Below are 22392 nucleotides of genomic sequence, written 5' to 3' on the forward strand. Positions count from 1 at the left end.
TTACGCCTCTTGGCCTCATAGATGGCCGCCGCGCGCGAATTTCCAACCGATATTTCACATGCCTCACTCCGGATTGATGAGCCGCCCGTGCTTTTTCTTGGTCCAAATACCCAAACCCGTCCCGCAGACGAGATCTCCACCCTCCACGGTGCTAGAGTCTCACGTCTCCAGAAGGTCGTCGATATCCTCTTCGGCGGCGGCGCGCGCCAGCCTTGAGAAATCCCCGTTCAGCATGTTTCGCGCGGTCGAAACGGCGGCGCCATAAGCAACACGGGCCAAAGCGCCGCCCACCGTGATCCGCCCGGCGCCCATGGCTGCGAACTCGTCCCGTGTGACGTTCGCGAACCCGCCGGATGCCAGCACATTCACCGGCACCGATACCGCGTCGATGATCCGCCGCAGGGCTTCACTGTCTGGCGGTGCTGGCACGTAAACGCAATCCGCGCCCGCCGCCTCAAAGGCGCGGATCCGTCGGATCGCCTCATCGCAATCGTAGCTTTTCAGCATGACACCATCGGCCCGCGCCACCAGCACGAAGTCGCGGGGCAATGCCCGCGCGGCGCTGGCTGCGGCGCGGATCCGCTCGACCGCCAGGTCGAAATCATAGGGCGTGAAATCAGGCAGCGCCGTATCCTCGATCGAGCAGCCGGCCAGCCCGGCCTCCTGCGCGAGGCGAATGGTCTCGGCGACCATCTCTGGCGCCTCGCCGAACCCGTTCTCGAAATCTCCCGAAACCGGCACTGTTACGGCGGAAACGATGTCCTGCGCATGGGCCAGCGCCTCATCTCGGCTCAGCGTGCCGCCATCGACACGCCCCATGCTGAACGCGTGGCCCGCCGAGGTGGTCGCAAGCGCGCGCGCGCCGAGCGACTGCATCATCCGCGCCGATCCGCGATCCCACGCATTGATGATCAGAACCGGATCGCCCCTGCGGTGAAGCGCGCGAAAAGTGCTGCCGATATCGCTCATGTCGAGCCCCAATCCATCACGACTTTGCCGGAGTTTCCGGAGATCATCGCGGCGAACCCTTCCTCGAAATCGTCGATCCCGATGCGATGCGTGATCAGCCCCGAGACGTCGAGGCCGGACTGCACCAGCGCGATCATCTTGTACCAGGTCTCGAACATCTCTCGGCCATAGATGCCCTTGACGTGCAGCATCTTGAAGATGATCGCGTTCCAGTCGACGGCGAACTCCGTGGGAGCGATGCCCAGAAGGGCGATCTTGCCGCCATTGTTCATGCGGCTGATCATCTGCTGCATCGCCGCCGCCGCGCCCGACATCTCGAGGCCGACGTCAAAGCCCTCGGTCATGCCGATGCGGTCCATCACGTCGCTGAGCTGCTCTTTCGACACATCGACGACATGCTGCACGCCCATCTTGCGTGCCAGATCGAGGCGATAGGGATTGATATCGGTGATCACCACCTTGCGCGCGCCCACCTTCTGCGCCACCAGCGCGCCCATGATGCCGATGGGGCCAGCGCCGGTGACCAGCACATCCTCGCCCACCAGATCGAAACTGAGCGCCGTGTGCACGGCATTGCCGAAGGGATCGAAAATCGCCGCGATCTCGTCACTGACATCCTCGGGGATCGGCACCACGTTCATCTCGGGGATGCAGACATATTCGGCGAAACTGCCGGGCCGGTTGACGCCGACGCCCTTGGTGTTCCGACACAGTTGCCCGCGCCCGGCGCGGCAATTGCGGCACGTGCCGCAGACGATATGCCCCTCGCCGCTGACCCGCTGGCCTACACGATAGCGCGTCGCCGCAGCGCCGGTATCGGCGATCTCGCCCACGAACTCGTGGCCGACGACCATTGGCACGGGCACTGTCTTGGCGCTGAACTCGTCCCATTTCCAGATATGCACATCCGTGCCGCAAATGGCTGACTTCTTCACCTTGATCAGCACATCCGTCGGCCCCGGCTCGGGCACCGGGACATACTCCATCCAGAGGCCTGGCTCGGGGCGCGCCTTGACCAGAGCCTTCATGCGGTTTTCCATTCAGATCACTCCCAACTCGCGGCCAACCTTGGCAAAGGCGTCGATCGCCTCGTCCAGCATCTCGCGCGTCAATGCCGCGCTCATCTGCGTACGGATACGGTCCTGCTCCTTTGGCACCACCGGAAAGCTGAAGGCGGTGACATAGACCCCATGCTCGCCCAGCTTCTGCGCCATCTGTTGGGCAAGCTTGGGATCGCGCAGCATCACCGGAATGATTGCATGCTCACCTGGAAGCAGCTCGAATCCCAGCTCGGTCATGCGGGTGCGGAAATGCGCGGCATTGTCCCAAAGCTGCGCGCGCAGGTCGTCGCCCTCCTCGATCAGATCGAACATGGTCAACGAGGCCGCGGCAATCACTGGCGCCAGCGTGTTGGAAAAGAGATAGGGCCGCGAGCGTTGGCGCAGCCAGTCGACAACCTTGGCCGAGGCGGCGGTATAGCCGCCCGACGCGCCGCCCAGCGCCTTGCCCAGCGTGCCGGTCAGGATATCGACCCGGCCCATCACGCCGCAATGCTCGATGCTGCCGCGACCGGTAACGCCGACAAAGCCCGTCGCATGGCAATCATCGACCATGACCAGCGCATCATACTTCTCAGCCAGATCACAGATTTGATCCAGCTTGGCGTAATAGCCATCCATCGAGAACACGCCATCCGTCGCGATCAGGCGATGCCGCGCGCCCTGTGCCTCTTTCAGGCAGCGCTCCAGATCGTCCATGTCGGAATTGGCATAGCGATAGCGCTGCGCCTTGCACAGCCGCACGCCGTCGATGATGCTGGCATGGTTCAGTGCATCGCTGATGATCGCATCCTCAGGGCCAAGGATTGTCTCGAAAAGCCCTGCATTCGCGTCGAAACAGCTGGGATAAAGGATGCTGTCCTCGGTCCCGAGGAACTCCGCGATGCGCGCCTCCAGCGCCTTGTGCTCTTCCTGCGTGCCGCAGATGAAGCGCACCGACGCCATGCCAAAGCCGTAGCGATCCAGCGCCTCATGCGCCGCCGCGATGATGTCAGGGTTGTCGGCAAGCCCCAGGTAATTGTTGGCGCAGAGGTTAATCACCTCGGCCCCGCTGGCCAGTGACACGCGGCCCGATTGGGGCGAGGTTATGACGCGCTCTACCTTGTAGAGCCCCTCATCCTTGAGGCTGTCGAGTCTGCTTCCAATATCTGCGTCAAAATCCTTGGCGGCGCTCATCTGATACTCCTTTCACTGACTCGGATTAACCGCAGGCTACCGCATCTGCGGCCCGCGCAACATGAGGTGCGCTCAGACGGCAATGCGCGGGCGGCCCGATGCCTCGACCGTAATCTCGCCTTCCAGGAACACCTGCCGCGCCTCGGCCTCGGCGGTGCGCAGATCGCGCCCTGCGGTGATCCGGATATCCTCGGCCCCTGCCGCGACGGCATCGGCGCGGGCAGCCTCCTCCAGCGCAGCCTGCAGCGCATCCAGCGCGGTGGCGGCATCACGGTAATCTTCCGGCCCGGTCTCCAGATGCACCCGAAAGAGCCCTTCGGACGGCGAGGTGACCGTGCCGCTGCGCCGGATCGTGACGCGGCCCACGATCGCGCCGATGGCATTGGCCACGCCCGCATGCTGCGGCAGGATCATCTGGCAACCCAACCTCGCGCCGACCGCCGGATAATAGGTGCCAGCCGACGCCCCAAGCCCCACGACAGGAACATTCAGGCCCGAATTCAGCCGGACCAGACCCTGATGCTGGTCCATTCCGCGCTGCATCAGAACATGCCGGGCAAGCTGATCCGGTGGCAGTCCGAAGGCTTCGACCTCTTCGGCAAACCCGGTCTCGAGGATCACAAGCACGGTCTGTTTCGTCAGCTGATTGACGATCATCTGCGCCATATCCTCGGCGCTGGCCGCGACGACGTTGCCTGACCCGGTCCGCTTGCGCGCCATGAGCGCCAAAGCCTTTTGCGCCGCCTCCCCATCCCAGACCGTTGCCTGACCCAGAACATGACTCGCATCCGAGGGCGTGACGCCCGACACCTGGATCAACCCGCGCGCAACCAGCCGGCGAAGCGCCTGAGCCTCAATCCGCGTGCGCAGAACAGCGCCCACGGGCTGCACACCCCCCTCGACGATGCGGGAAAGCAGGGCGTCATCACGCTCGGCCAATCCGCCCGCCTCGATGCCGGGAACCGCGCGCACGAAGGCGGCGTCGTGCTCGCCCGGTACGGTGGCGCGCAGTTGCGCATCCAGCGTGCGGTGCACGATCTCGGGCGCCTCATGTGCGATCAGGCTAACGGGAAGCACCCGGCGGGGGCCTAGCAGGATGCCCCCGGTGAGGCCGTCACCCTGAACATGCACTTCGCTGTCGCCGCCGAGGCCGGTCGTGCGCATTCCCACAGCCTCGACCATCGTGCGCCACGGCCCCACCTGCGCGCCCGCCGGATCGATCATTGGCTTGCCCCCACGCAGCACGGCGACATCCGTGGTCGTCCCGCCGATATCCGACACCAGCGCAGTATCGACACCCGTCAGCCAGCGCGCGCCGACAATCGACGCCGCCGGACCGCTCAGGATCGTCTCTATCGGGCGCTCTCGCGCCTGATCCGCGCTGATCAGGGCCCCATCGCCGCGCACTACCATCAGGGGTGCGTCAATGCCGAGCTCTGCCAGCTTACCCTCGGCCTTTTCGATCAGCCGCGCGATCATCCCGATCAGGCGCGCGTTCAACAGCGCGGTCAGCGCCCTCTTGGGCCCATTCAGCTTGGCCGACAGGTGGTGAGAGCAGGAAACTGGCCGCCCCGTCATGTCCTGCACCATTCGCTGAACCGCCAATTCATGCTCGGGATTGCGCGTTGCGAATTGCGCGGCAACCGCGTAGGCCGAGATACCGCGATCCTCGCTCAACCAGGCCTCCAATGCACCCAAATCCAGAGGCCGCGCCTCATAGCCCGCGTGATTATGCCCGCCACCGAGGATCAGCGCCGGATCGGTGCCCAGCGCCGCGCGCAACCCATGCCCGTCCAAATCCTGCTCCCGGAAGCCGATATAGATCAGGCCCGCGCGCCCGCCCTGCCCTTCGACCAGCGCATTGGTTGCCAGCGTTGTCGAAAGGGAGGCCAGCGCGATGTCCTCGGGGGCCGTGCCGCCGTCGGCTAGCACATTCGCAACCGCGGCGCCGATACCGATGGCCAGATCGTGCCGAGTCGTCAGCGCCTTGGCGCTGGCGATCACCTCGGTTTCGTCGCGGATCAGCACCGCGTCGGTATACGTGCCGCCCGTATCCACCCCCAACAAGATCGCCATACCTTTACCCCTGTCTGACGCGCCCCTCGCTCTATGACGGATATCGCGGCTATTCCATCTCTTTCGCGTCACCGCATAGTCGCTTTAGTGCCCAGTCCGCCGCATCGGCGACAGTGGGATCGGGATCGCTCAGATGGGGCTGCGCGGCCTCCGCCAACTCGGGCTGCGCCGAATTGCCGATGGCATATAGCACGTTTCGCAAAAATCTGTTCCGCCCGATCCGCTTGATCGGGCTGCCGGAGAATTTCGCGCGGAACGCGGCATCATCCAGCCGGGCCAACTCGGCCAGATCGGGGGCGGTGAGGTCGGGCCGCGCACGATACCGCAGCTCTCGCGCCTCTCGGGCAAACTTGTTCCACGGGCAAACGGCAAGGCAGTCGTCGCAGCCATAGATGCGGTTGCCCATCAGCGCGCGCAGCTCAGGGTCGACCGGTCCGTGATGCTCGATCGTGAGGTAGGATATGCAGCGCCGTGCATTCAGCTGATAGGGCGCCGGAAACGCCCCGGTGGGACAGACATCCAGGCAGGCACGGCACGAGCCGCAATGATCACTCTCGGGCCGGTCCGGGGCCAGCTCGAGCGTGGTAAAGATCGAGCCGATGAAGAACCAACTGCCCAGATCGCGGCTGACCAGATTGGTGTGCTTGCCCTGCCAGCCCAGTCCAGCCGCCTCGCCCAGCGGCTTTTCCGGAACGGGTGCGGTATCGACGAATACCTTTACTTCGGTCTCACCCGACGTCTCGGAAATCAGCCAGCGCGCAAGCCGCTTGAGCCGTTTCTTGACCAGATCGTGATAATCCTTGTTCTGCGCATAGACGCTGATCGCCGCCTTGTCGGGATGCGTCAGGATCTCCAGCGGATCATGCTGAGGCGTGTAACTCTCTCCCAGCATGATGACCGAGCGCGCCTCGGGCCAGAGCGCTTCGGGATTGCCGCGCCAGTGACTGCGCTCGGCAAGCCATCCCATCTGCCCATGCCGCCCCTTGGACAGGAAGGTGGCCAGACGGTCCGGTACTTGGGGCACATCGCCAGGGCGGCAGATCCGCGTCAGGTCAAACCCCTCCGCATACGCCTGCGCCGCCAGCCTGTCTTTCAAACCATTCATGCTTTTTCTTGGGCTAAATACCCCATCGACGCCTGCAATCAAAAATCGAGGTTGGAATAGTGCTTTGGCGGGGGGAATCCGGACACCTGATCGGCCAGTATGTTGCGGAAGGCCGGGCGAGACTTGATCTTGGCGTACCAGTCCTTGACCACGTCGCTGCGGTTCCAGTCCACGTCCGAGATATAGTCCAGCGCGCTCAGATGCGCCGCCGCCGCAAAATCCGCCAATGTCATCACGTCGCCCGCCAGCCAGCGGCGGTGGTCCAAGAGGTAGGCCATATAATCCAAGTGATACTTGATCGCCTTGGCGCCCGATTTGACGTTGCCGCTATCGGGAAAGCCGGCGCCCATCATCTTCTTGTTCACTCGCTCGTAGAGCAGCTTCGACGTGACCTCGTGATGGAACTTGTCATCGAACCACGCGACCAGCCGGCGCACCTCGTAGCGCCCCTCGGCGCCGCGGGGCATCAGGGGCGGCTCGGGATATTTTTCTTCGAGGTATTCGCAGATCGCCGCGCTTTCAGGCAGCGTGCGTCCGTCGATGCGCAGAACCGGCACCTTGCGGGCCGGGTTGCGGCGGTGAAAATCGGGGTGCTCTTCCCAGTAGCGCTCTTCAATCAGCTCGCATTCTATCTTTTTCTCGGCAAGGCTCAGGCGGACCTTGCGACAGAACGGCGACAGGGGAACGTGATAGAGCTTGGCCATGACGTGGCGGACCTTTGTTGAGACGGGTGCCCTTCCATGCCCGTTAGCCGTGAGATTTTCAATCCTCGAAACACGCAGCGCGCCCGTCACGGCGGATCGTGGCCGCGCCATCCATGATCGAGGCGCTGCGTTTGCGCACCCAATCCGACGGTTTGCTGGCCGAGCGATCCTTGGGATCGGGAAGGATCGCGGCAAGACGCGCGGCCTGCAGGGCGGACAGATCGGCTGCGTTGACGCCAAAATAGTGGCGCGCGGCGGCGCCGACGCCGAAGATGCCTTCATCGAACTCCGCGACGTTCAAATATATCTCGATGATCCGCCTTTTGGACCAGGCGGCCTCGATCGCCGGAGTCATGACCGCCTCCAGCGCCTTGCGGGGCCAAGAGCGGCCGTGCCACAGATAGACGTTCTTGACTGTCTGCTGACTTATGGTCGAGGCGCCGCGGGCGCCACCGCGCTCCAGCACCTGCCGGATCGCACGCATGTCGAACCCCCAATGCGTGCAGAAATTTGCATCCTCCGCGGCGACAGCCGCCCGTGCCATGACGGGTGCGATAGCATCAATGGGCGTCCAGACATAAGCGATCTGTCCCAGTCTGCGGGCCTCCTGCTTCATGTAGAATGTCGGACCCGGCGGGACGACGCGGTGCCACAGCGTTGCCAGCCCGATGACCAGCGCCCCGGCGACCAGCGCCCACAGCGCCCAACGCCGCAGCCAGGCCAGCGGCGAACGGGGGCGGGTCAGCTCTTTGCTGGCTTTGCTTGGCATGGCGCCTCGGGTTGCTGCGGGGCGGACCCGTGGCGGGCCGCGCAGGATGAGTATTTCAAGAACGGTGAAGCACGAGACGTCTCAGAAAGAGAGTACCCCGCCACACCGGTGGGCCGTCATGTCACAGGCCTTTCATCGCCGTCAAGAACGTCTGATGCGCCCGGCCCCAGACGCCGCTGTCAAGATCGTCCAGACTGCGCAGCGAGGGTAAGAGCAATGCGACAAAGTCGGTCGAGGACTCGACCGGCAGCAGTGAGGGCAGATTGTCGATCGCCATCACGTCCATAGGGGGTGCCTCATGCACGCGGCGCGCAGGGGCGGACCAGTCGGTGGCGGCCTCGTAGACGGGCACCGGGTTGTAATCGCTGTCTGGATCGCAGGCGACATCGCCGATGACGGTCAGATCGCGGGGCACATCCAAGGCGGATGGCGGCACGAAGACCGGCGTGCCGGGCCGCGCGAAGATGCAGTTGAGGAACATGTCATGCGCAAGGATCTGCGGAAAAGGGCCGCCCTGCTGCGTCTCGGCCATATCCCAGCGGGTCGGCTCGATGCCCATCGCTGTGCAAAGATCGGCGGCGCCGGCGCCGACGCGGCCCAGCGCGCCGATGATGATGGCGCTGGGTGTGCGCAGGCCGTCCATGTCGCGTGCCAGATCGGCCAGCAGCGCCTCCTTGCCGCCATAGGTCCCGATAGCGGGGCAAATCCCACCGCGACTCTGCGCCGCCCATGACTTCAGCGTGACCGCAGCGCCCGCATAGCCGGCCCAATATCCAAAGGCGGCGACGCGGCGCCCGCCCTCATCCACGAGGTATTCCAGATCATAGAGCGTGCCTCCGCCCGCGCGAAACCGCTCCAGCAGGATCCTGCCGGAATGCTGCCCCTTGAAGGCATGGCCAAACATGATGTGACGATGCGTCAGGGGCGTGCCGTCCTCAGGTAGTTCCTTGAGGCCGAAGATGATGGCGTCCTCGGGCGCGTCCGGCCAGCTGGCGGCAGGCACGATGGCGCAACCGGCGCCGCGATAGTCGTCCAGTGGAATAGCGCGCTGATCGCTCTCTTCGACTGTCACGGTCATGCCGGCGGCAATCAGATCGCGGGCGCCGTCCGGCGTCAGGCCGACGCGCTCTTCGTTCGGGCGCTGCTCGGCTCGGACCCAGAGATGTATCATATGCGGCGCCCCCTACAGCATCCCGGCATCGCGCACCGCCTTGACCGAGGCGCGGGCCTCCATTGCCTTGAGGAACGCGGCGATGCGTGGATAGTCGGAGACGGCGACACCGTCACTCTCCAGCCACTGGCAAATGACGAACAAATGCGGATCTGCTGCCGTCACATGGTCCCCCATGACGAACGGGCCTTTCAGGCAATGTTGTTCCACATAGGCGGCGCTGGCGGCCATGGTTTTCGGCACCTGCGCGCGCATGTCGGCAAAGGAGTCGTCCTTCTCGGCCCAGCGATAGCCGCGCGGACCGTGGGCGTGATTGGTCTGCATCGTGCTGGCCAGGTAGTGGATCACGGCGCGCACGCGAGCAGCCTCGATCGGGTCTTGGGGCATCAGATGCGCATCGGGCGCGATGGCCGCGATGTAGTCGAGGATCGCGCCCGTCTCGGTCAGGATCGCGCCGTCGACCTCAAGTGCGGGCACACGTCCCTTGGGGTTGATACGGTGATACTCCGGCTTGGTCTGCTCGGCATCCTTGAAACTGACCTTATGTGTATCAAAGGCAAGTCCCGCCTCGTGCAGGGCGATGGCGATCGTGACCGAAACGGTGCCGGGCGCGTAGTAAAGTTTCATGAGAGTCTCCTGCCGGATCTAGATGAACGTACGGGCATGCGCCCGATCTGCCGCATCAAGGTGCGGTGTCGCGTTGAAGCTGTCCAGCACCAACTGCCCATGAACATGCCGGATGCGATGGACCGAGCTGTTATGCGTGCGCAGCATCATGCGCGTCATCGAATGGGTATCGAGGCCAAGCACATGGCGCATCACCATCCCGATCACGCCGCCCGAGGTCACCAGCATGCTGCGCCCGTGCTGCGCGGCGATCTCATCAACCAGCGAGATGATGCGGGTGTGAAAGCTCCCGAATGTCTCGGGCACGCCGGTCAGCCTGTCCTCGGCCCAATGGGCGATGACCTGGGGCATGTAGTGCGAAAACTCGCGCGCCGTGTCGGGCGCGGCGACGCCATGCTGCGCCTCCATCGCGTGCGCCAGATCGAAATAGGTCAGCTCGTTCAGACGAACGTCCTCGGCCGTGGCGGCAAATCCCATGGCCGCCGCCGTCTGGCGCTGGCGGGTCAGCGTGCCGGTGATGATCCGGTCGAAATGGGCGTCGGTGGCGTTCAGCCAGGCGCCCAGCCACTCAGCCTGACGATGGCCCAGATCCGAGAGGCGGTCATATCCCGCCTCGTCCGACGCGCCCGAATTGGCCTGACCATGGCGGATGAGGATGATTTCGGTCATGCAGCGGTCCCTGATGTCACACCTTGACCTCGACCGCCGTCTGATCGCCCACGCCAAAGACACGCTTGTAGCGCGCGATCTCATCCGCGGGGCCCATCGCCTTGTTCGGGTTGTCCGACAGCTTGACCGTCGGGCGCCCATTCGCCGCCACCGGCTTGCACACCAGCGAGAAGGGCGCGAGCGCATCATTGGGAACGAGGCCCCGGAAATCATTGGTCAGATACGTGCCCCAGCCGAATGACACGCGCACCCGCCCCGAGAACTGCGCGTGAAGCCCGGCGATCTTCGTCTCATCCAGACCGTCAGAGAAAATGATGAGCTTCTGCGACGGATCCTCGCCACGGGCCGTCCACCAGTCGATAGCCATTTCGGCCGCCTGGACCGGATCCCCCGAATCTACGCGGATGCCGGTCCAGCGGTTCAACCAGTCGGGCGCGTTTTTCAGAAACCCCTTGGTGCCGTAGGTGTCGGGCAAAATGATGCGCAAGTTGCCATCATGCTCTTCGTGCCAGTCGCTCAGCACATCATAGGGCGCGCGGGCCAATTCCTCGTCGCTTTCGGCCAGGGCGGCATAGACCATGGGCAGTTCATGCGCATTCGTACCGATGGCCTCTAGATCGCGGTTCTTGGCGATCAGGCAGTTCGACGTGCCGACGAACTTCTCGCCCAGCCCCTCATGCATCGCGCGCACGCACCAATCCTGCCACAGGAACGAGTGCCGCCGCCTTGTCCCGAAATCGGCAAGGCGCAGGCTCGGCACCTCGCGCAGCGTCTCGACCTTCTCCCACAGCTTGGTCATGGCGCGGGCATAGAGAACCTGAAGCTCGAACTTCTCCATCTTGTGCAGCACGGCGCGGCTGCGCAGTTCCATCAAAACAGCGAGGGCGGGAATTTCCCACAGCATGACCTCGGGCCACGACCCCTCGAAGGTCAGCTCATATTGATCGCCTACTCGCTCAAGATGATAGGGCGGCAGGCGCAGATTCTCGAACCAGTCCATGAACTCGGGATTGAACATCTGCCGCTTGCCGTAGAACATGTTGCCGCGCATCCATGTGCTCTCGCCGCGGGACAGCGACAGCGAGCGAATGTGATCCAGCTGCTCGCGCAGTTCCCCCTCATCCACCAGATCGGCCAGCGGGATATGCTTGGCCCGGTTGATCAAGCTGAAGGTCACCTGCGTGTCACGCCGATTGCGAAAGACCGATTGGCACATCAGCAGCTTGTAGAAATCGGTGTCGATCAGGGACCGCACGATGGGGTCGATCTTCCATTTGTGATTGTGCACGCGCGCGGCGATATCGACCATGTCAGGCTCCGGTATGGCTTCCCAAGGGTTAAAGCAGGGCCGGGGCAGGATTGGCAAGGCTTGGCGCGGGCGCGCGGATGGCGCCACCTTCCAGCCTTTGCTTAACCCTTGTCTTCCATCATCGCTCGCAACCCCTCGCGGTAGGTGGGATAGCGCAAGTTGATGCCCAGATCCCCCTTGATCCGGTCATTCCGGACGCGCTTGGATTCGGCATAGAAACTGCGTGCCATCTCGGACATCTCCGCCTCCTCGAAGGGCACGGCCTCGGGCAATGGCAGGCCGAGCAATTCGGCGGCATATCCGATCACGTCCTGCGGCGGCGCGGGGTCATCATCGCACAGGTTGTAGATCGCACCGGGATCGGGCGCATGCATCGAGGCGGCAAGGGTCTGCGCGATATCCTCGACATGGATGCGGCTGAAGACCTGCCCCTCCTTGATGATGCGCCGCGCCTTGCCCGAGCGAAGCTTGGCGAAAGGGCCGCGCCCCGGACCGTAGATCCCGGCCAGCCGAAAGATATGCAGGGGCAGATCGGGGATGGCCTGCCACGCCGCCTCGGCCTCCTGCCGCAGCTTGCCGCGCCTTGTGCCGGGATCGAGGGGGGTCTGCTCGTCCACCCAGCCGCCATCATGATCGCCGTAGACGCCCGTCGTCGACAGATAGCCGGCCCAGTCCAGATGTGGCGCGGCGCGCATAATCTCGGATTGCAGCTCCACAAGGACCGGATCGCCGCCCTCGCCCGGCGCGGCAGATATCAGCAGATGCGTGGCCTCGGCCAAGGCAGGCGTCACGTCATCGCCGGGCCAGATCAGCGGCTCGACCCCCTCGGCCTCAAGCGCTTTGGCCTTTTCCGCATCCCGCGTAGTGCCGATGATCCGCCAGTCACCCTCGTGCTGCAGCAGCGCGGCAACTGCGCGCGCGGAATACCCGTGTCCAAAAGTCAGAAGTGTCTTTGTCATCTGCCTGATATGCGCCTCGCCTATCTTCAAGGCAAGGGCAGCAGCGCGCTTGCGCCCGGGGTGCAGCCGGTGCACCCTGCCGCGACAGGACCAGAGGCAAGAGGCAGAGATGCAAGGAAATAACCGGTTGATCGACACCCCGCCAACCGTGGCGGCGCGCGAATTCACCGACGCCACGGCCGCCGTCGATCAGCTCTGTGCGCTCTACCAAGAGGCGGTGGAGTTTCTGCGCACGGGCTTCTCCGGCGCCCTTGCGGGCCCGCAGCCTGCCCATCGCATCCGCGCCTTCTATCCCGAGATCCGGCTGACAACGTCGAGCTTTGCGGGGATCGATACGCGCCTGTCCTTCGGCCATGTGGCGGCGCCGGGCACCCATGCCACCACGGTCACGCGGCCCGATCTCTTTCGGAATTACCTGATACAGCAAATCGGCCTTTTGGTCGAAAATCACGGCGTTCCCGTCAGCATTGGCATATCGGATACGCCCATGCCCGTGCATTTCGCCGTGGCACAGGATGCGCGCATGACGGTCCCGCACGAAGGCGCCGCCGGGTTCACTCTGCGCGACGTGTTCGATGTACCCGATCTGGGCACGATGGACGATGCCATCATCAACGGACTTGCCGTACCCGATACCAGCGGCACCGCGCCGCTCGCGCCGTTCACCGCCCAGCGCATCGATTATTCGCTGGCGCGGCTGGCGCATTACACCGCAACCTCGCCGGCACATTTCCAGAACCATGTGCTGTTCACCAATTATCAATTCTACGTCTCGGAATTCGAGGCCTATGCCCGCCGTGCGCTGGCCGATCCGGACAGCGGCTATACCAGCTTTGTCGCGACCAACGATGCCGAAATTACCGCTCCGGATGCACCCTTGGACATTCCGGTCAAGATGCCTCAGATGCCCACCTATCATCTCAAGAAGGCCGACGGGTCGGGCATTACTCTGATCAACATCGGCATCGGTCCCTCCAATGCCAAGACGGCGACAGATCATATCGCGGTGCTGCGCCCGCATGCGTGGATCATGGTCGGGCATTGCGCGGGCCTGCGCAATTCGCAGCGCCTTGGCGATTATGTGCTGGCCCATGCTTATCTGCGCGAGGATGGCGTGCTGGACGCGGACCTGCCCACATGGGTGCCGATCCCGGCGCTGGCCGAGATCCAGATCGCGCTGGAGGAGGCCGTCGAGGATGTGACCCAGTTGGAAGGGTACGAGTTGAAGCGCATCATGCGCACCGGCACGGTCGCCAGCGTCGACAATCGAAACTGGGAGCTGCGTGATCAGTCCGGCCCCGTGCGCCGCTTGAGCCAGAGCCGCGCGATCGCACTGGATATGGAGAGTGCGACGATTGCAGCCAACGGATTTCGCTTTCGCGTGCCATATGGCACCTTGCTCTGCGTTTCCGACAAACCGCTGCATGGCGAGCTGAAACTGCCGGGAATGGCCAGCGACTTCTATACCGGCCAGGTCGCGCGCCACCTGATGATCGGCATTCGAGCAATGGAAACGCTGGCTCAGATGCCGCTTGACCGGCTTCACAGCCGCAAGTTGCGTGCCTTTGACGAAACGGCCTTCCTTTAACCGGCGCTTTTCTGCGTAAATTTCGCACAGGAAACCTCAGTATGCGTTGTAATACCCATTAAAATAGCGTTACACCTGTCCGCGAGGCCCATTTTCCGGGCAAGAAAAGGAGACCACTAGATGGCAAAACCGATGACCAAGACCCAGCTCGTGGCCGCACTGGCCGAAGAAATGGGTAGCGACAAGAAAACTGCGGGCACTGCCCTCGACAGCATCATCAGCGTCATCACGCGTGAAGTGTCGAACGGCGGCGCCGTCACCCTTCCCGGCGTCGGCAAGATCTATTGCCGCGAGCGCCCCGAGCGGATGGTTCGCAACCCCGCCACAGGTGAGCAGATCAAGAAAGACGCGGACAAGGTCGTCAAGATGACCATCGCCAAGGCCCTCAAGGACAGCGTCAACGGCTGATCTTGCATTTGGCACGGGATTTATGAAGGGTCGCCCGAAAAGGCGGCCCTTTTTCTATGGGCGCAGTATCAAGGGGCGGGGCTCGGGCGTGGATTTGAAAAGCATCTTGATGGGTCTGGCCTTTGCCATCATGTGGTCCAGCGCGTTCACCTCCGCGCGGATCATCGTCGAGGCGGCACCCCCTCTCAGCGCTCTGTCACTGCGTTTTCTCATATCTGGCGGGCTGGGTGTACTGATCGCACGGGTGCTGGGACAATCCTGGAGCCTGACCCCAGGCCAGTGGCGCGCCTGCATCATCCTCGGGATCTGCCAGAACGCACTCTACCTTGGTCTCAACTTCGTCGCGATGCAGACAATCGAGGCATCGCTGGCCGTGATTATCGCATCCATGATGCCACTCCTGGTCGCCCTGGCCTCTTGGGCCTTCCTCAAGGAGCGCCTCGCGCCGTTGACCCTCTTTGGCCTGATGGCCGGATTTGCGGGTGTCGCGCTGGTCATGGGCACGCGGTTTTCCGGCGGTGTCGATCCCTATGGCCTCACTCTTTGCATCCTAGGTGCCATCGCGCTGGCCGTCGCCACGCTCAGCGTGCGCGGCGCGACCTCGGGCGGAAATTTCCTCATGGTCGTGGGGCTTCAGATGCTGATCGGCGGTGCGGTCCTGGCCGTCGTCGCCGCCCTGACCGAGACGCTCGTCATCGACTGGAGCTGGAAACTCGGCGCCGCCTTTGCATGGACCACGCTGATCCCTGGCCTAGCGGCAACGTTGGTCTGGTTCAAACTGGTGCAGCGCATCAATGCCACACGCGCGGCGACGTTTCACTTTCTCAATCCGTTCCTCGGCGTCGCGATCGCCGCGCTAGTGCTGGGCGAAGAACTGCGCCCCACCGACCTGATCGGCGTGGCCATCATTATGGCCGGCATCCTGGCCGTTCAAATGTCGCGTCGGCACAGAGCCTGAAACCCCAAGCGCGGTCTGTCAGCCCACCTTGCAGGCCGCCAGCACCGCCATGTTGACAATATCCGTGGCCGTCGAGGTCGACGAGCAGATCTGAACCGACTTATCCAGCCCCGACAGGATCGGGCCGATCACCGTGGCGCCCGCCATCTCCTGCATCAGCTTGACCGAGATCGAGGCCGAGTGCCGCGCGGGAACCACCAGAATGTTGGCGGGGCCGGTCAGCCGCTGAAACGGGTATGCCTCTTGCGCGGCGGTGTTCAGCGCGACATCGACGGTCATATCGCCCTCGAATTCGAAATCGACCCCTCGGCTCTCCAGGACCTGCGGCGCGTGGCCCATTTTCTCGGCCCGCTCCGATTGCGGATAGCCGAAGGTCGAGAAGCTGACAAAGGCGACGCGCGGCTCCAGCCCAAGATGGCGCGCGACGGCTGCGGCGCGCTCGGCAATATCTGCCAACTCGTTCTCGTCGGGCCATTCCTGCACCAGCGTGTCGGCCACCAGTACGATCCGGCCCTTGTGCATCAATGCCGTGACACCAGCGACACCGTGTTCGGCATCCGCATCGAAAACGTGATTGATCAATTCCAATACATGCGCGGATTTGCGCGTCGCGCCGGTGATCAGGCCATCGCCATGACCATGCGCCAGCATGAGCGACGCAAACACATGCCGGTCCCGCGTTGCCAGCTTGTGAATGTCGTGGCGATCAAACCCTTTGCGCTGCAGGCGATTGTAGAGAAACGCGCGGTACTCCTCCAGATGGGGCGTATTCGCAGCGTTCACGATCTCCAGCTCGGACACCGCATCGGCCATGCCCGCGGCCTCCAGCTTGGCCTGAACATCCGCCTCGCGGCCCACGACAATGGCTTTGCCCATACCGGCACGCTGGTATTGCACCGCTGCGCGCAATACGCGAGGATCGTCGCCCTCGGCGAAGATCATTCGCGCCTGCGCCGCCCGCGCCCGCGCGTTGATCGAGCGCATGATGCTGGCCGTAGGGTCCATCCGGCCCTTTAGCGATACCTCGTAGGCCTCCATGTCGACGATGGGACGCCGCGCGGCGCCCGTATCCATGCAGGCCTTGGCCACGGCGGGTGGAATCGTGTGGATCAGCCGCGGATCGAAGGGCGCGGGAATGATATAATCGCGCCCAAAGGCCAGCTTGCGCCCATAGGCCATGCCCACTTCATCGGGCACATCCTCGCGCGCGAGGCGCGCCAACGCCTCGGCGCAGGCGATCTTCATCTCGTCATTGATGGCGCGGGCATGTACGTCCAGCGCACCACGAAAGAGGTAGGGAAACCCAAGGACGTTGTTCACCTGATTGGGGTAATCACTGCGCCCGGTGGCGACAATCGCATCGGGCCGCACCGCGTGCGCCTCTTCCGGCGTTATCTCGGGATCGGGGTTGGCCATGGCAAAGATCACCGGATCGGGCGCCATGCTGTCCACCATCGCCTGCGTCACCGCCCCCTTGGCCGACACCCCAAGGAACACGTCCGCACCCTCCATCGCCTCGGCCAGCGTGCGGCGATCCGTCTTGACCGCATGGGCGGATTTCCACTGGTTCATCCCCTCGGTGCGGCCCTGATAGATCACGCCCTTGGTATCGCACATCAGGGTATTCTCGTGCCGCGCGCCCATGGTCTTGAGCAGCTCGAGGCAGGCGATGCCCGCCGCGCCGGCGCCATTCAGCACGATGCGCACATCCTCGATCTTCTTGCCGCTGAGATGCAGCGCGTTGATCAGACCCGCCGCGCAGATCACGGCGGTGCCGTGCTGGTCGTCGTGAAAGACCGGGATGTCCATTTCCTCCTTCAGGCGCTGCTCGATGATGAAGCATTCAGGCGCCTTGATATCTTCGAGGTTGATCCCCCCAAACGTCGGCCCCATCAGGCGCACCGCATTGCAAAATGCATCGGCGTCCTCGGTATCAAGCTCGATATCGATGCTGTTGACGTCCGCGAACCGCTTAAAGAGCACCGCCTTGCCCTCCATCACCGGCTTGGAGGCCAGCGCGCCCAGATTGCCAAGACCCAGAACCGCCGTCCCGTTGGAAATTACGGCCACGAGGTTGCCCTTGTTCGTGTAATCATAGGCCGTTTCGGGGTTTTCCTCGATGGCAAGGCACGGGATCGCGACGCCGGGCGAATAGGCAAGGCTGAGGTCCCGCTGCGTCGTCATCGGCACCGTGGCCGTGATCTCGAACTTGCCCGGGCTCGGCTCGAGATGGAAGGCCAGCGCCTCTTCGGGGGTGAACTTGGGATTTGCCATGTGCGGGTGCGTCCTGAAAATGCGTTTCTTTCTGCATAGCGGTCTATGCGCGCGCCCTCAACTGCCGTGCTGAATGGGGTTTCGTCGGGCCGCCATGGTTTGTAGGTTCTGCGCAGCGATGGGGGACGTTTCGTGACAACCGACACAGTCACGCCGATGATGGCGCAATATCTGGAAATCAAGGCCGAGCATGCGAATGCCCTGCTCTTCTATCGCATGGGCGATTTTTACGAGCTGTTCTTCGACGATGCCGCGGCCGCCGCCGAGGCGCTGGACATCGCTCTGACCAAGCGCGGCAAGCATCTGGGCGAGGATATCGCGATGTGCGGCGTCCCGGTCCATTCGGCCGAGGGGTATCTTCTGACGCTGATTCGCAAGGGATTTCGCGTTGCCGTTTGCGAGCAACTGGAAAACCCGGCCGAGGCAAAGAAGCGCGGATCGAAATCCGTGGTGAAGCGCGGGGTGGTCCGGCTGGTGACGCCCGGAACGCTAACTGAGGAATGCCTACTTGAGGCGCGCCGGCACAACTATTTGGCGGCGATTGCCGAGGTACGCGGGGAACATGCGCTTGCCTGGGCGGATATCTCGACCGGGGCACTGCACGTCTTGCCCCTGCCGCCCGCCCGGATCGGACCCGAGCTTGCGCGCCTCATGCCCAGCGAGGTGTTGGTCGCGGACGGAGCCGATGACGATATCGCCCATTTAGTGACTGATATGGGCGCATCTGTCACGCCTTTGGGCCGGTCTGCCTTCGACAGCACCGGCGCGGCCAAGCGGCTCTGCGCGCTCTTCGAGGTGCAGACGCTGGACGCGTTCGGCACGTTCGAGCGCGCCGAGATCGCCGCGATGGGCGCCGTCGTCGAGTATCTCGAAATCACGCAAAAGGGAAAGCTGCCACTGCTCCAGCCGCCCCAGCGCGAAAACCTGGCCGGGGTGATGCAAATCGACGCCGCCACCCGCCGCAACCTCGAGCTGACCCATGCATTGTCAGGAGGGCGCGCTGGATCGCTTTTGGCCGTGATAGACCGCACCGTTACCGCTGGCGGCGCGCGCCTGCTTGAGCGGAGGCTGTCCAGCCCATCACGCGATCTGGATGTCATCCATGGCCGGCAGGACATGGTGTCCTTCACCGTGGAACAGTCTCGATTCCGGGCCGATTTGCGGCAACATCTCCGCAAGGTGCCGGATCTTGACCGCGCCCTGTCGCGCCTTGCGCTGGACCGCGGCGGCCCTCGTGATCTGGCCGCCGTACGAAACGGGCTGGAAGGCGCCGAGCAGATTGCGCAGCTGATGGAGGCGCTGGACCTGCCGGACGTCCTGTCACGATTGACCAATGATCTGATCGGCCATGACGCGCTGCTGGATCTGCTGGATCAGGCCCTGATCGCCGAGCCGCCGCTGCTGGCCCGCGATGGCGGCTTCATTGCGGAGGGGTACGAAGCCGGACTGGACGAGGCCCGCCAGCTGCGCGACGAGGGGCGCGGCGTCATCGCGCGAATGCAAGCCGAGTATGCCGAGCAGACGGGGATTTCCTCGCTCAAGATCAAGCATAACAACGTTCTTGGCTATTTCGTCGAAGTCACCGCCACCCATGCCGAGAAAATGCTGTCAGTGCCGCTGAACGAGACCTTCAAACATCGCCAGACCACCGCAAACCAGGTGCGTTTCACGACCGTTCCGCTGTCGGAGATGGAGACGCGCATTCTCAATGCCGGGGGCCGTGCGCTGGAGATCGAAAAACGGCTCTATGACAGGCTGAAACGCGCCATTCTGGATCACGCCGCCGCGCTGACACAGGTTGCGCGCGCCTTGTCGGAGCTGGATTTGACCGCCGCGCTGGCAGATCTTGCCACCGAGGCGAACTGGTGCCGGCCCAAGGTCGATGACAGCCGCGCATTGAACATCATTGGCGGACGCCATCCTGTGGTGGAACAGGCGCTTCGTGCTCAGGGTGCGGGCCCATTTGTGGCCAATGACTGCAATCTGGGAGACGCCAGCGACATCTGGCTGCTGACCGGCCCCAACATGGCGGGCAAATCCACCTTTCTGCGACAGAATGCGCTGATCGCCCTATTGGCTCAGATCGGCAGTTTCGTGCCTGCGACGTCGGCGCATATCGGCATCGTCACCCAGCTCTTCAGCCGCGTCGGAGCATCTGACGATCTTGCACGTGGCCGCTCGACCTTCATGGTCGAGATGGTGGAAACAGCGGCAATCCTCAATCAGGCGGATAACGGCGCGCTTGTCATTCTGGATGAGATCGGGCGCGGTACTGCGACCTATGATGGCCTCTCGATCGCCTGGGCGACGCTGGAGCATCTGCACGAGGTCAACGGCTGTCGCGCCCTTTTTGCTACGCATTACCACGAACTGACCAACCTGACTGACAAGCTAACCCGCGTCGACAATGCGACGGTTGCCGTCAAGGAGCACGAAGGCGACGTGATCTTCCTGCACGAAGTGCGGCAGGGCGCGGCGGATCGGTCATATGGCGTGCAGGTGGCCAAACTGGCGGGCCTTCCAAGCAGCGTCATCGAACGCGCGCGCGTCGTGCTGGACGCACTGGAGCGCGGTGAGCGCGAAGGCGGCAGCGCGCGGGATGCGCTGATCGACGATCTGCCGCTGTTTTCCAGCAGACCGCCCTCGGCCCCTGTGAAACCCAGCGCCCCGTCCCAGGTGGAGGAGACGCTTAAATCCATCCTTCCAGACGAGTTGAGCCCGCGTGATGCGCTGGCCCTGATCTATGATCTCAAGTCGAAACTCGCCGGAACAGAGACTGATTGACGCGAAACGCCCCGGAGGGATGGCCGGGGCGCGCTTGGTAAAACGAGTTCGGGTCGTTCAGCCCTGCATCGACGACACCCCTACCTTCGCAGGGCGCAGGATGCGGTCATGCAGCATGAAACCCTCGGCAGAGACCTGAATGATCTCGCCCGCCTTCGTGCCGGGTAGTGGCGCCTCAAACATCGCCTCATGATACTGCGGGTCGAATTTCTCGCCCAGTTCGGGCGACACGATGCGAATGCCATGCTTGGCAAAAACGCTGAGCAACTCGCGCATGGTCAGCTCGATACCCTCGATCAAGGCAGCTGACGCGCTACGTTGATCCTCTGGAATCGACTCAATCGCGCGCTTCATATTGTCATAAACAGGCAGCAGATCACGCGACAGCTTGGAGCCGCCGTAATTCTCGGCCTCGCGGCGGTCGCGATCCGCCCGCTTGCGCGCATTCTCGGCGTCCGCCAGCGCGCGCAGAAACTTGTCGTGATAGGCGTCGCGTTCGGCGCGGACGGTGTCCAACTCGGCTTCCTCATCGGAAATCTCGCTCATATCTTCGCGATACGTCTCGGCCTCGGCCTGTTCGATATCGTCGAGAAATTCGTCGTTATTGCGCTCTGCCATTCTTTTAGCCCTTCAACTTCTGTCAGCGATCAGCTTGCCGACCAGCTGCGCCGTGTAATCCACAATAGGAACGATGCGCCCGTAATTCAGCCGCGTGGGTCCGATGACACCGACGGCACCGACGATCTTCCGGTCAGCGTTCATATATGGAGAGACAACCAAAGAGGAACCCGAAAGTGAGAAAAGTTTATTCTCTGAGCCGATAAAGATACGCACGCCCTCGCCCTCATCGGCCAATTCAAGGAAGTTGGCAATATCGCGCTTGCGCTCGAGATCATCGAAGAGAACGCGAATCCGCTCGAGGTCGACCTCATCGGAGTCAGCGTTCAACAAGTGCGACCGGCCGCGCACGATCAGGCGGTCCGGCCCCTCGCCCTCTTTCGCCCAGACAGCCAGACCGCTCTCGACCATTGCATGGGCCAACTGATCTATTTCCTGCCGCCGGTCGCTGATCTGGCGGGCGATGGCGGTCTGAACATCGCTCAGCGTTTTGCCCTCGACCAGCGCATTGAGGAAATTCGCGGCCTCGCGCATTGAACTTGGCGTCTGGCCCGGCGGCGGGGTGAAGATGCGGTTCTCGACATGCCCGTCGGCAAAGACCAGCACGACCAGCGCGCGGTCATGTCCGAGGCTGACAAACTCGATATGCTTGATCGGCGCCTCATGCTTGGGAGCCAGGACCAAGGACGCGCCTTGCGTGACGCCCGACAAGGTCTGCCCGATGCGGTCCAGAACTCCCGCGACATCGTCGGAATTCGACGACATCGTGCTGTCCATCAGGGCGCGATCCGCGCTTTGCAAATCGCCCACCTCCAGCAGCCCATCCACAAACATCCTAAGGCCCGATTGCGTCGGTACGCGCCCGGCACTGACATGCGGGCTGTCCAGGAGGCCCATATATTCGAGGTCCTGCATCACGTTGCGCACGGTCGCGGCGCTGACCTTCTCGCTCAGCTCGCGGGTCAGGCTGCGCGATCCGACCGGCGCGCCCGTCGTGAGGTATCCCTCGACCACGCGGCGAAACACCTCGCGAGAGCGGTCATTCATTTCCTCGAGAAGTTGTCGCGCGTCGCTCATGCTGGTTTCCTTGCCTCACCCGGTTATCTAAGGCGGTGCCGGGCGCAGGGTCAATCGGGGTTGCCATTCCGGCCCGGCCCCCTGTATCCCCGC

The 22392-nt window shown here is 63.3% G+C and carries 19 protein-coding genes; 4 read left to right on the forward strand and 15 right to left on the reverse strand.

Features of this window, described 5'->3' with window-relative positions:
* Positions 1–159: 159 nt before the first annotated feature.
* From ACEWPM_RS11265 to ACEWPM_RS11320, 12 genes are all read right to left on the reverse strand, one after another.
* The gene (locus ACEWPM_RS11265; protein ID WP_393962358.1) at positions 160–969 is read right to left on the reverse strand and encodes an isocitrate lyase/PEP mutase family protein; all 810 of its coding nucleotides are present in this window, start codon (positions 967–969) and stop codon (positions 160–162) included.
* Positions 966–1997 carry an L-threonine 3-dehydrogenase gene (tdh, locus tag ACEWPM_RS11270; RefSeq protein ID WP_393962437.1) on the reverse strand — a complete coding sequence of 344 codons (1032 nt, stop codon included), beginning with the start codon at positions 1995–1997 and terminating at the stop codon, positions 966–968. The genes ACEWPM_RS11265 and tdh overlap by 4 nt, the downstream gene beginning before the upstream one ends.
* Before the next feature lie 12 nt (positions 1998–2009).
* Positions 2010–3203 carry a glycine C-acetyltransferase gene (locus ACEWPM_RS11275; RefSeq protein ID WP_393962357.1) on the reverse strand — a complete coding sequence of 398 codons (1194 nt, stop codon included), beginning with the start codon at positions 3201–3203 and terminating at the stop codon, positions 2010–2012.
* Positions 3204–3275: 72 nt separating this feature from the next.
* Entirely contained in the window at positions 3276–5279 is a 2004-nt protein-coding gene (locus ACEWPM_RS11280) for a hydantoinase/oxoprolinase N-terminal domain-containing protein (RefSeq protein ID WP_393962356.1), read from the reverse strand.
* Positions 5280–5328: 49 nt separating this feature from the next.
* Entirely contained in the window at positions 5329–6384 is a 1056-nt protein-coding gene (queG, locus tag ACEWPM_RS11285; RefSeq protein WP_393962355.1) for a tRNA epoxyqueuosine(34) reductase QueG, read from the reverse strand.
* Between the two features lie 38 nt (positions 6385–6422).
* Complete coding sequence (gene fzlA, locus ACEWPM_RS11290; RefSeq protein ID WP_393962354.1) at positions 6423–7088, reverse strand: FtsZ-binding protein FzlA; 666 nt, start codon at positions 7086–7088, stop codon at positions 6423–6425.
* Between the two features lie 58 nt (positions 7089–7146).
* Positions 7147–7857, reverse strand: a complete 711-nt coding sequence (gene mtgA / locus ACEWPM_RS11295) for a monofunctional biosynthetic peptidoglycan transglycosylase (protein ID WP_393962353.1) — start codon at positions 7855–7857, stop codon at positions 7147–7149.
* 121 nt (positions 7858–7978) lie between these two features.
* Entirely contained in the window at positions 7979–9028 is a 1050-nt protein-coding gene (locus ACEWPM_RS11300) for a saccharopine dehydrogenase (RefSeq protein WP_393962352.1), read from the reverse strand.
* Between the two features lie 12 nt (positions 9029–9040).
* Positions 9041–9655, reverse strand: a complete 615-nt coding sequence (locus tag ACEWPM_RS11305) for a glutathione S-transferase family protein (protein ID WP_393962351.1) — start codon at positions 9653–9655, stop codon at positions 9041–9043.
* A gap of 18 nt (positions 9656–9673) precedes the next feature.
* A complete protein-coding gene (locus tag ACEWPM_RS11310; protein ID WP_393962350.1) occupies positions 9674–10324 on the reverse strand; it encodes a histidine phosphatase family protein in 651 nt (216 codons plus the stop codon).
* Positions 10325–10340: 16 nt separating this feature from the next.
* Complete coding sequence (gene pncB, locus ACEWPM_RS11315; RefSeq protein WP_393962349.1) at positions 10341–11633, reverse strand: nicotinate phosphoribosyltransferase; 1293 nt, start codon at positions 11631–11633, stop codon at positions 10341–10343.
* Between the two features lie 101 nt (positions 11634–11734).
* Entirely contained in the window at positions 11735–12592 is an 858-nt protein-coding gene (locus ACEWPM_RS11320) for an SDR family oxidoreductase (RefSeq protein WP_393962348.1), read from the reverse strand.
* Positions 12593–12701: 109 nt separating this feature from the next.
* Between ACEWPM_RS11320 and ACEWPM_RS11325 the strand changes: the two genes are divergently transcribed.
* From ACEWPM_RS11325 to ACEWPM_RS11335, 3 genes are all read left to right on the forward strand, one after another.
* Positions 12702–14180 (forward strand): AMP nucleosidase, encoded by a 1479-nt coding sequence (locus ACEWPM_RS11325; protein WP_393962347.1) that lies wholly within the window; start codon positions 12702–12704, stop codon positions 14178–14180.
* A gap of 120 nt (positions 14181–14300) precedes the next feature.
* Entirely contained in the window at positions 14301–14588 is a 288-nt protein-coding gene (locus ACEWPM_RS11330; protein WP_393933177.1) for an HU family DNA-binding protein, read from the forward strand.
* Positions 14589–14676: 88 nt separating this feature from the next.
* Entirely contained in the window at positions 14677–15546 is an 870-nt protein-coding gene (locus tag ACEWPM_RS11335; protein WP_393962346.1) for a DMT family transporter, read from the forward strand.
* Between the two features lie 18 nt (positions 15547–15564).
* On the opposite strand, the gene ACEWPM_RS11340 is transcribed toward ACEWPM_RS11335, so the two are convergent.
* The gene (locus ACEWPM_RS11340; protein WP_393962345.1) at positions 15565–17820 is read right to left on the reverse strand and encodes an NADP-dependent malic enzyme; all 2256 of its coding nucleotides are present in this window, start codon (positions 17818–17820) and stop codon (positions 15565–15567) included.
* Positions 17821–17976: 156 nt separating this feature from the next.
* On the opposite strand from ACEWPM_RS11340, the gene mutS reads away from it, so the two are divergent.
* Positions 17977–20604 (forward strand): DNA mismatch repair protein MutS, encoded by a 2628-nt coding sequence (mutS, locus tag ACEWPM_RS11345; protein WP_393962436.1) that lies wholly within the window; start codon positions 17977–17979, stop codon positions 20602–20604.
* A 57-nt stretch (positions 20605–20661) separates the two neighbouring features.
* Here the strand turns inward: mutS and ACEWPM_RS11350 are convergent, their stop codons facing one another.
* Together ACEWPM_RS11350 and hrcA are read right to left on the reverse strand one after the other, a co-directional pair.
* On the reverse strand, positions 20662–21222 hold the full coding sequence (locus tag ACEWPM_RS11350) for a nucleotide exchange factor GrpE (RefSeq protein ID WP_393962344.1): 561 nt from the start codon (positions 21220–21222) through the stop codon (positions 20662–20664).
* A 12-nt stretch (positions 21223–21234) separates the two neighbouring features.
* On the reverse strand, positions 21235–22299 hold the full coding sequence (hrcA, locus tag ACEWPM_RS11355) for a heat-inducible transcriptional repressor HrcA (protein WP_393962343.1): 1065 nt from the start codon (positions 22297–22299) through the stop codon (positions 21235–21237).
* Positions 22300–22392 lie beyond the last annotated feature (93 nt).

The organism is Roseovarius maritimus, assembly GCF_043355895.2.
In the GTDB taxonomy this organism is placed as follows: domain Bacteria; phylum Pseudomonadota; class Alphaproteobacteria; order Rhodobacterales; family Rhodobacteraceae; genus Roseovarius; species Roseovarius maritimus.

Bases quoted from the DNA above. Each gene is read 5' to 3' on its own strand.
- ACEWPM_RS11265 (WP_393962358.1), bottom strand. From the start codon at position 969: ATGAGCGATATCGGCAGCACTTTTCGCGCGCTTCACCGCAGGGGCGAT.
- tdh (WP_393962437.1), bottom strand. From the start codon at position 1,997: ATGAAGGCTCTGGTCAAGGCGCGCCCCGAGCCAGGCCTCTGGATGGAG.
- ACEWPM_RS11275 (WP_393962357.1), bottom strand. From the start codon at position 3,203: ATGAGCGCCGCCAAGGATTTTGACGCAGATATTGGAAGCAGACTCGAC.
- ACEWPM_RS11280 (WP_393962356.1), bottom strand. From the start codon at position 5,279: ATGGCGATCTTGTTGGGGGTGGATACGGGCGGCACGTATACCGACGCG.
- queG (WP_393962355.1), bottom strand. From the start codon at position 6,384: ATGAATGGTTTGAAAGACAGGCTGGCGGCGCAGGCGTATGCGGAGGGG.
- fzlA (WP_393962354.1), bottom strand. From the start codon at position 7,088: ATGGCCAAGCTCTATCACGTTCCCCTGTCGCCGTTCTGTCGCAAGGTC.
- mtgA (WP_393962353.1), bottom strand. From the start codon at position 7,857: ATGCCAAGCAAAGCCAGCAAAGAGCTGACCCGCCCCCGTTCGCCGCTG.
- ACEWPM_RS11300 (WP_393962352.1), bottom strand. From the start codon at position 9,028: ATGATACATCTCTGGGTCCGAGCCGAGCAGCGCCCGAACGAAGAGCGC.
- ACEWPM_RS11305 (WP_393962351.1), bottom strand. From the start codon at position 9,655: ATGAAACTTTACTACGCGCCCGGCACCGTTTCGGTCACGATCGCCATC.
- ACEWPM_RS11310 (WP_393962350.1), bottom strand. From the start codon at position 10,324: ATGACCGAAATCATCCTCATCCGCCATGGTCAGGCCAATTCGGGCGCG.
- pncB (WP_393962349.1), bottom strand. From the start codon at position 11,633: ATGGTCGATATCGCCGCGCGCGTGCACAATCACAAATGGAAGATCGAC.
- ACEWPM_RS11320 (WP_393962348.1), bottom strand. From the start codon at position 12,592: ATGACAAAGACACTTCTGACTTTTGGACACGGGTATTCCGCGCGCGCA.
- ACEWPM_RS11325 (WP_393962347.1), top strand. From the start codon at position 12,702: ATGCAAGGAAATAACCGGTTGATCGACACCCCGCCAACCGTGGCGGCG.
- ACEWPM_RS11330 (WP_393933177.1), top strand. From the start codon at position 14,301: ATGGCAAAACCGATGACCAAGACCCAGCTCGTGGCCGCACTGGCCGAA.
- ACEWPM_RS11340 (WP_393962345.1), bottom strand. From the start codon at position 17,820: ATGGCAAATCCCAAGTTCACCCCCGAAGAGGCGCTGGCCTTCCATCTC.
- mutS (WP_393962436.1), top strand. From the start codon at position 17,977: ATGATGGCGCAATATCTGGAAATCAAGGCCGAGCATGCGAATGCCCTG.
- ACEWPM_RS11350 (WP_393962344.1), bottom strand. From the start codon at position 21,222: ATGGCAGAGCGCAATAACGACGAATTTCTCGACGATATCGAACAGGCC.
- hrcA (WP_393962343.1), bottom strand. From the start codon at position 22,299: ATGAGCGACGCGCGACAACTTCTCGAGGAAATGAATGACCGCTCTCGC.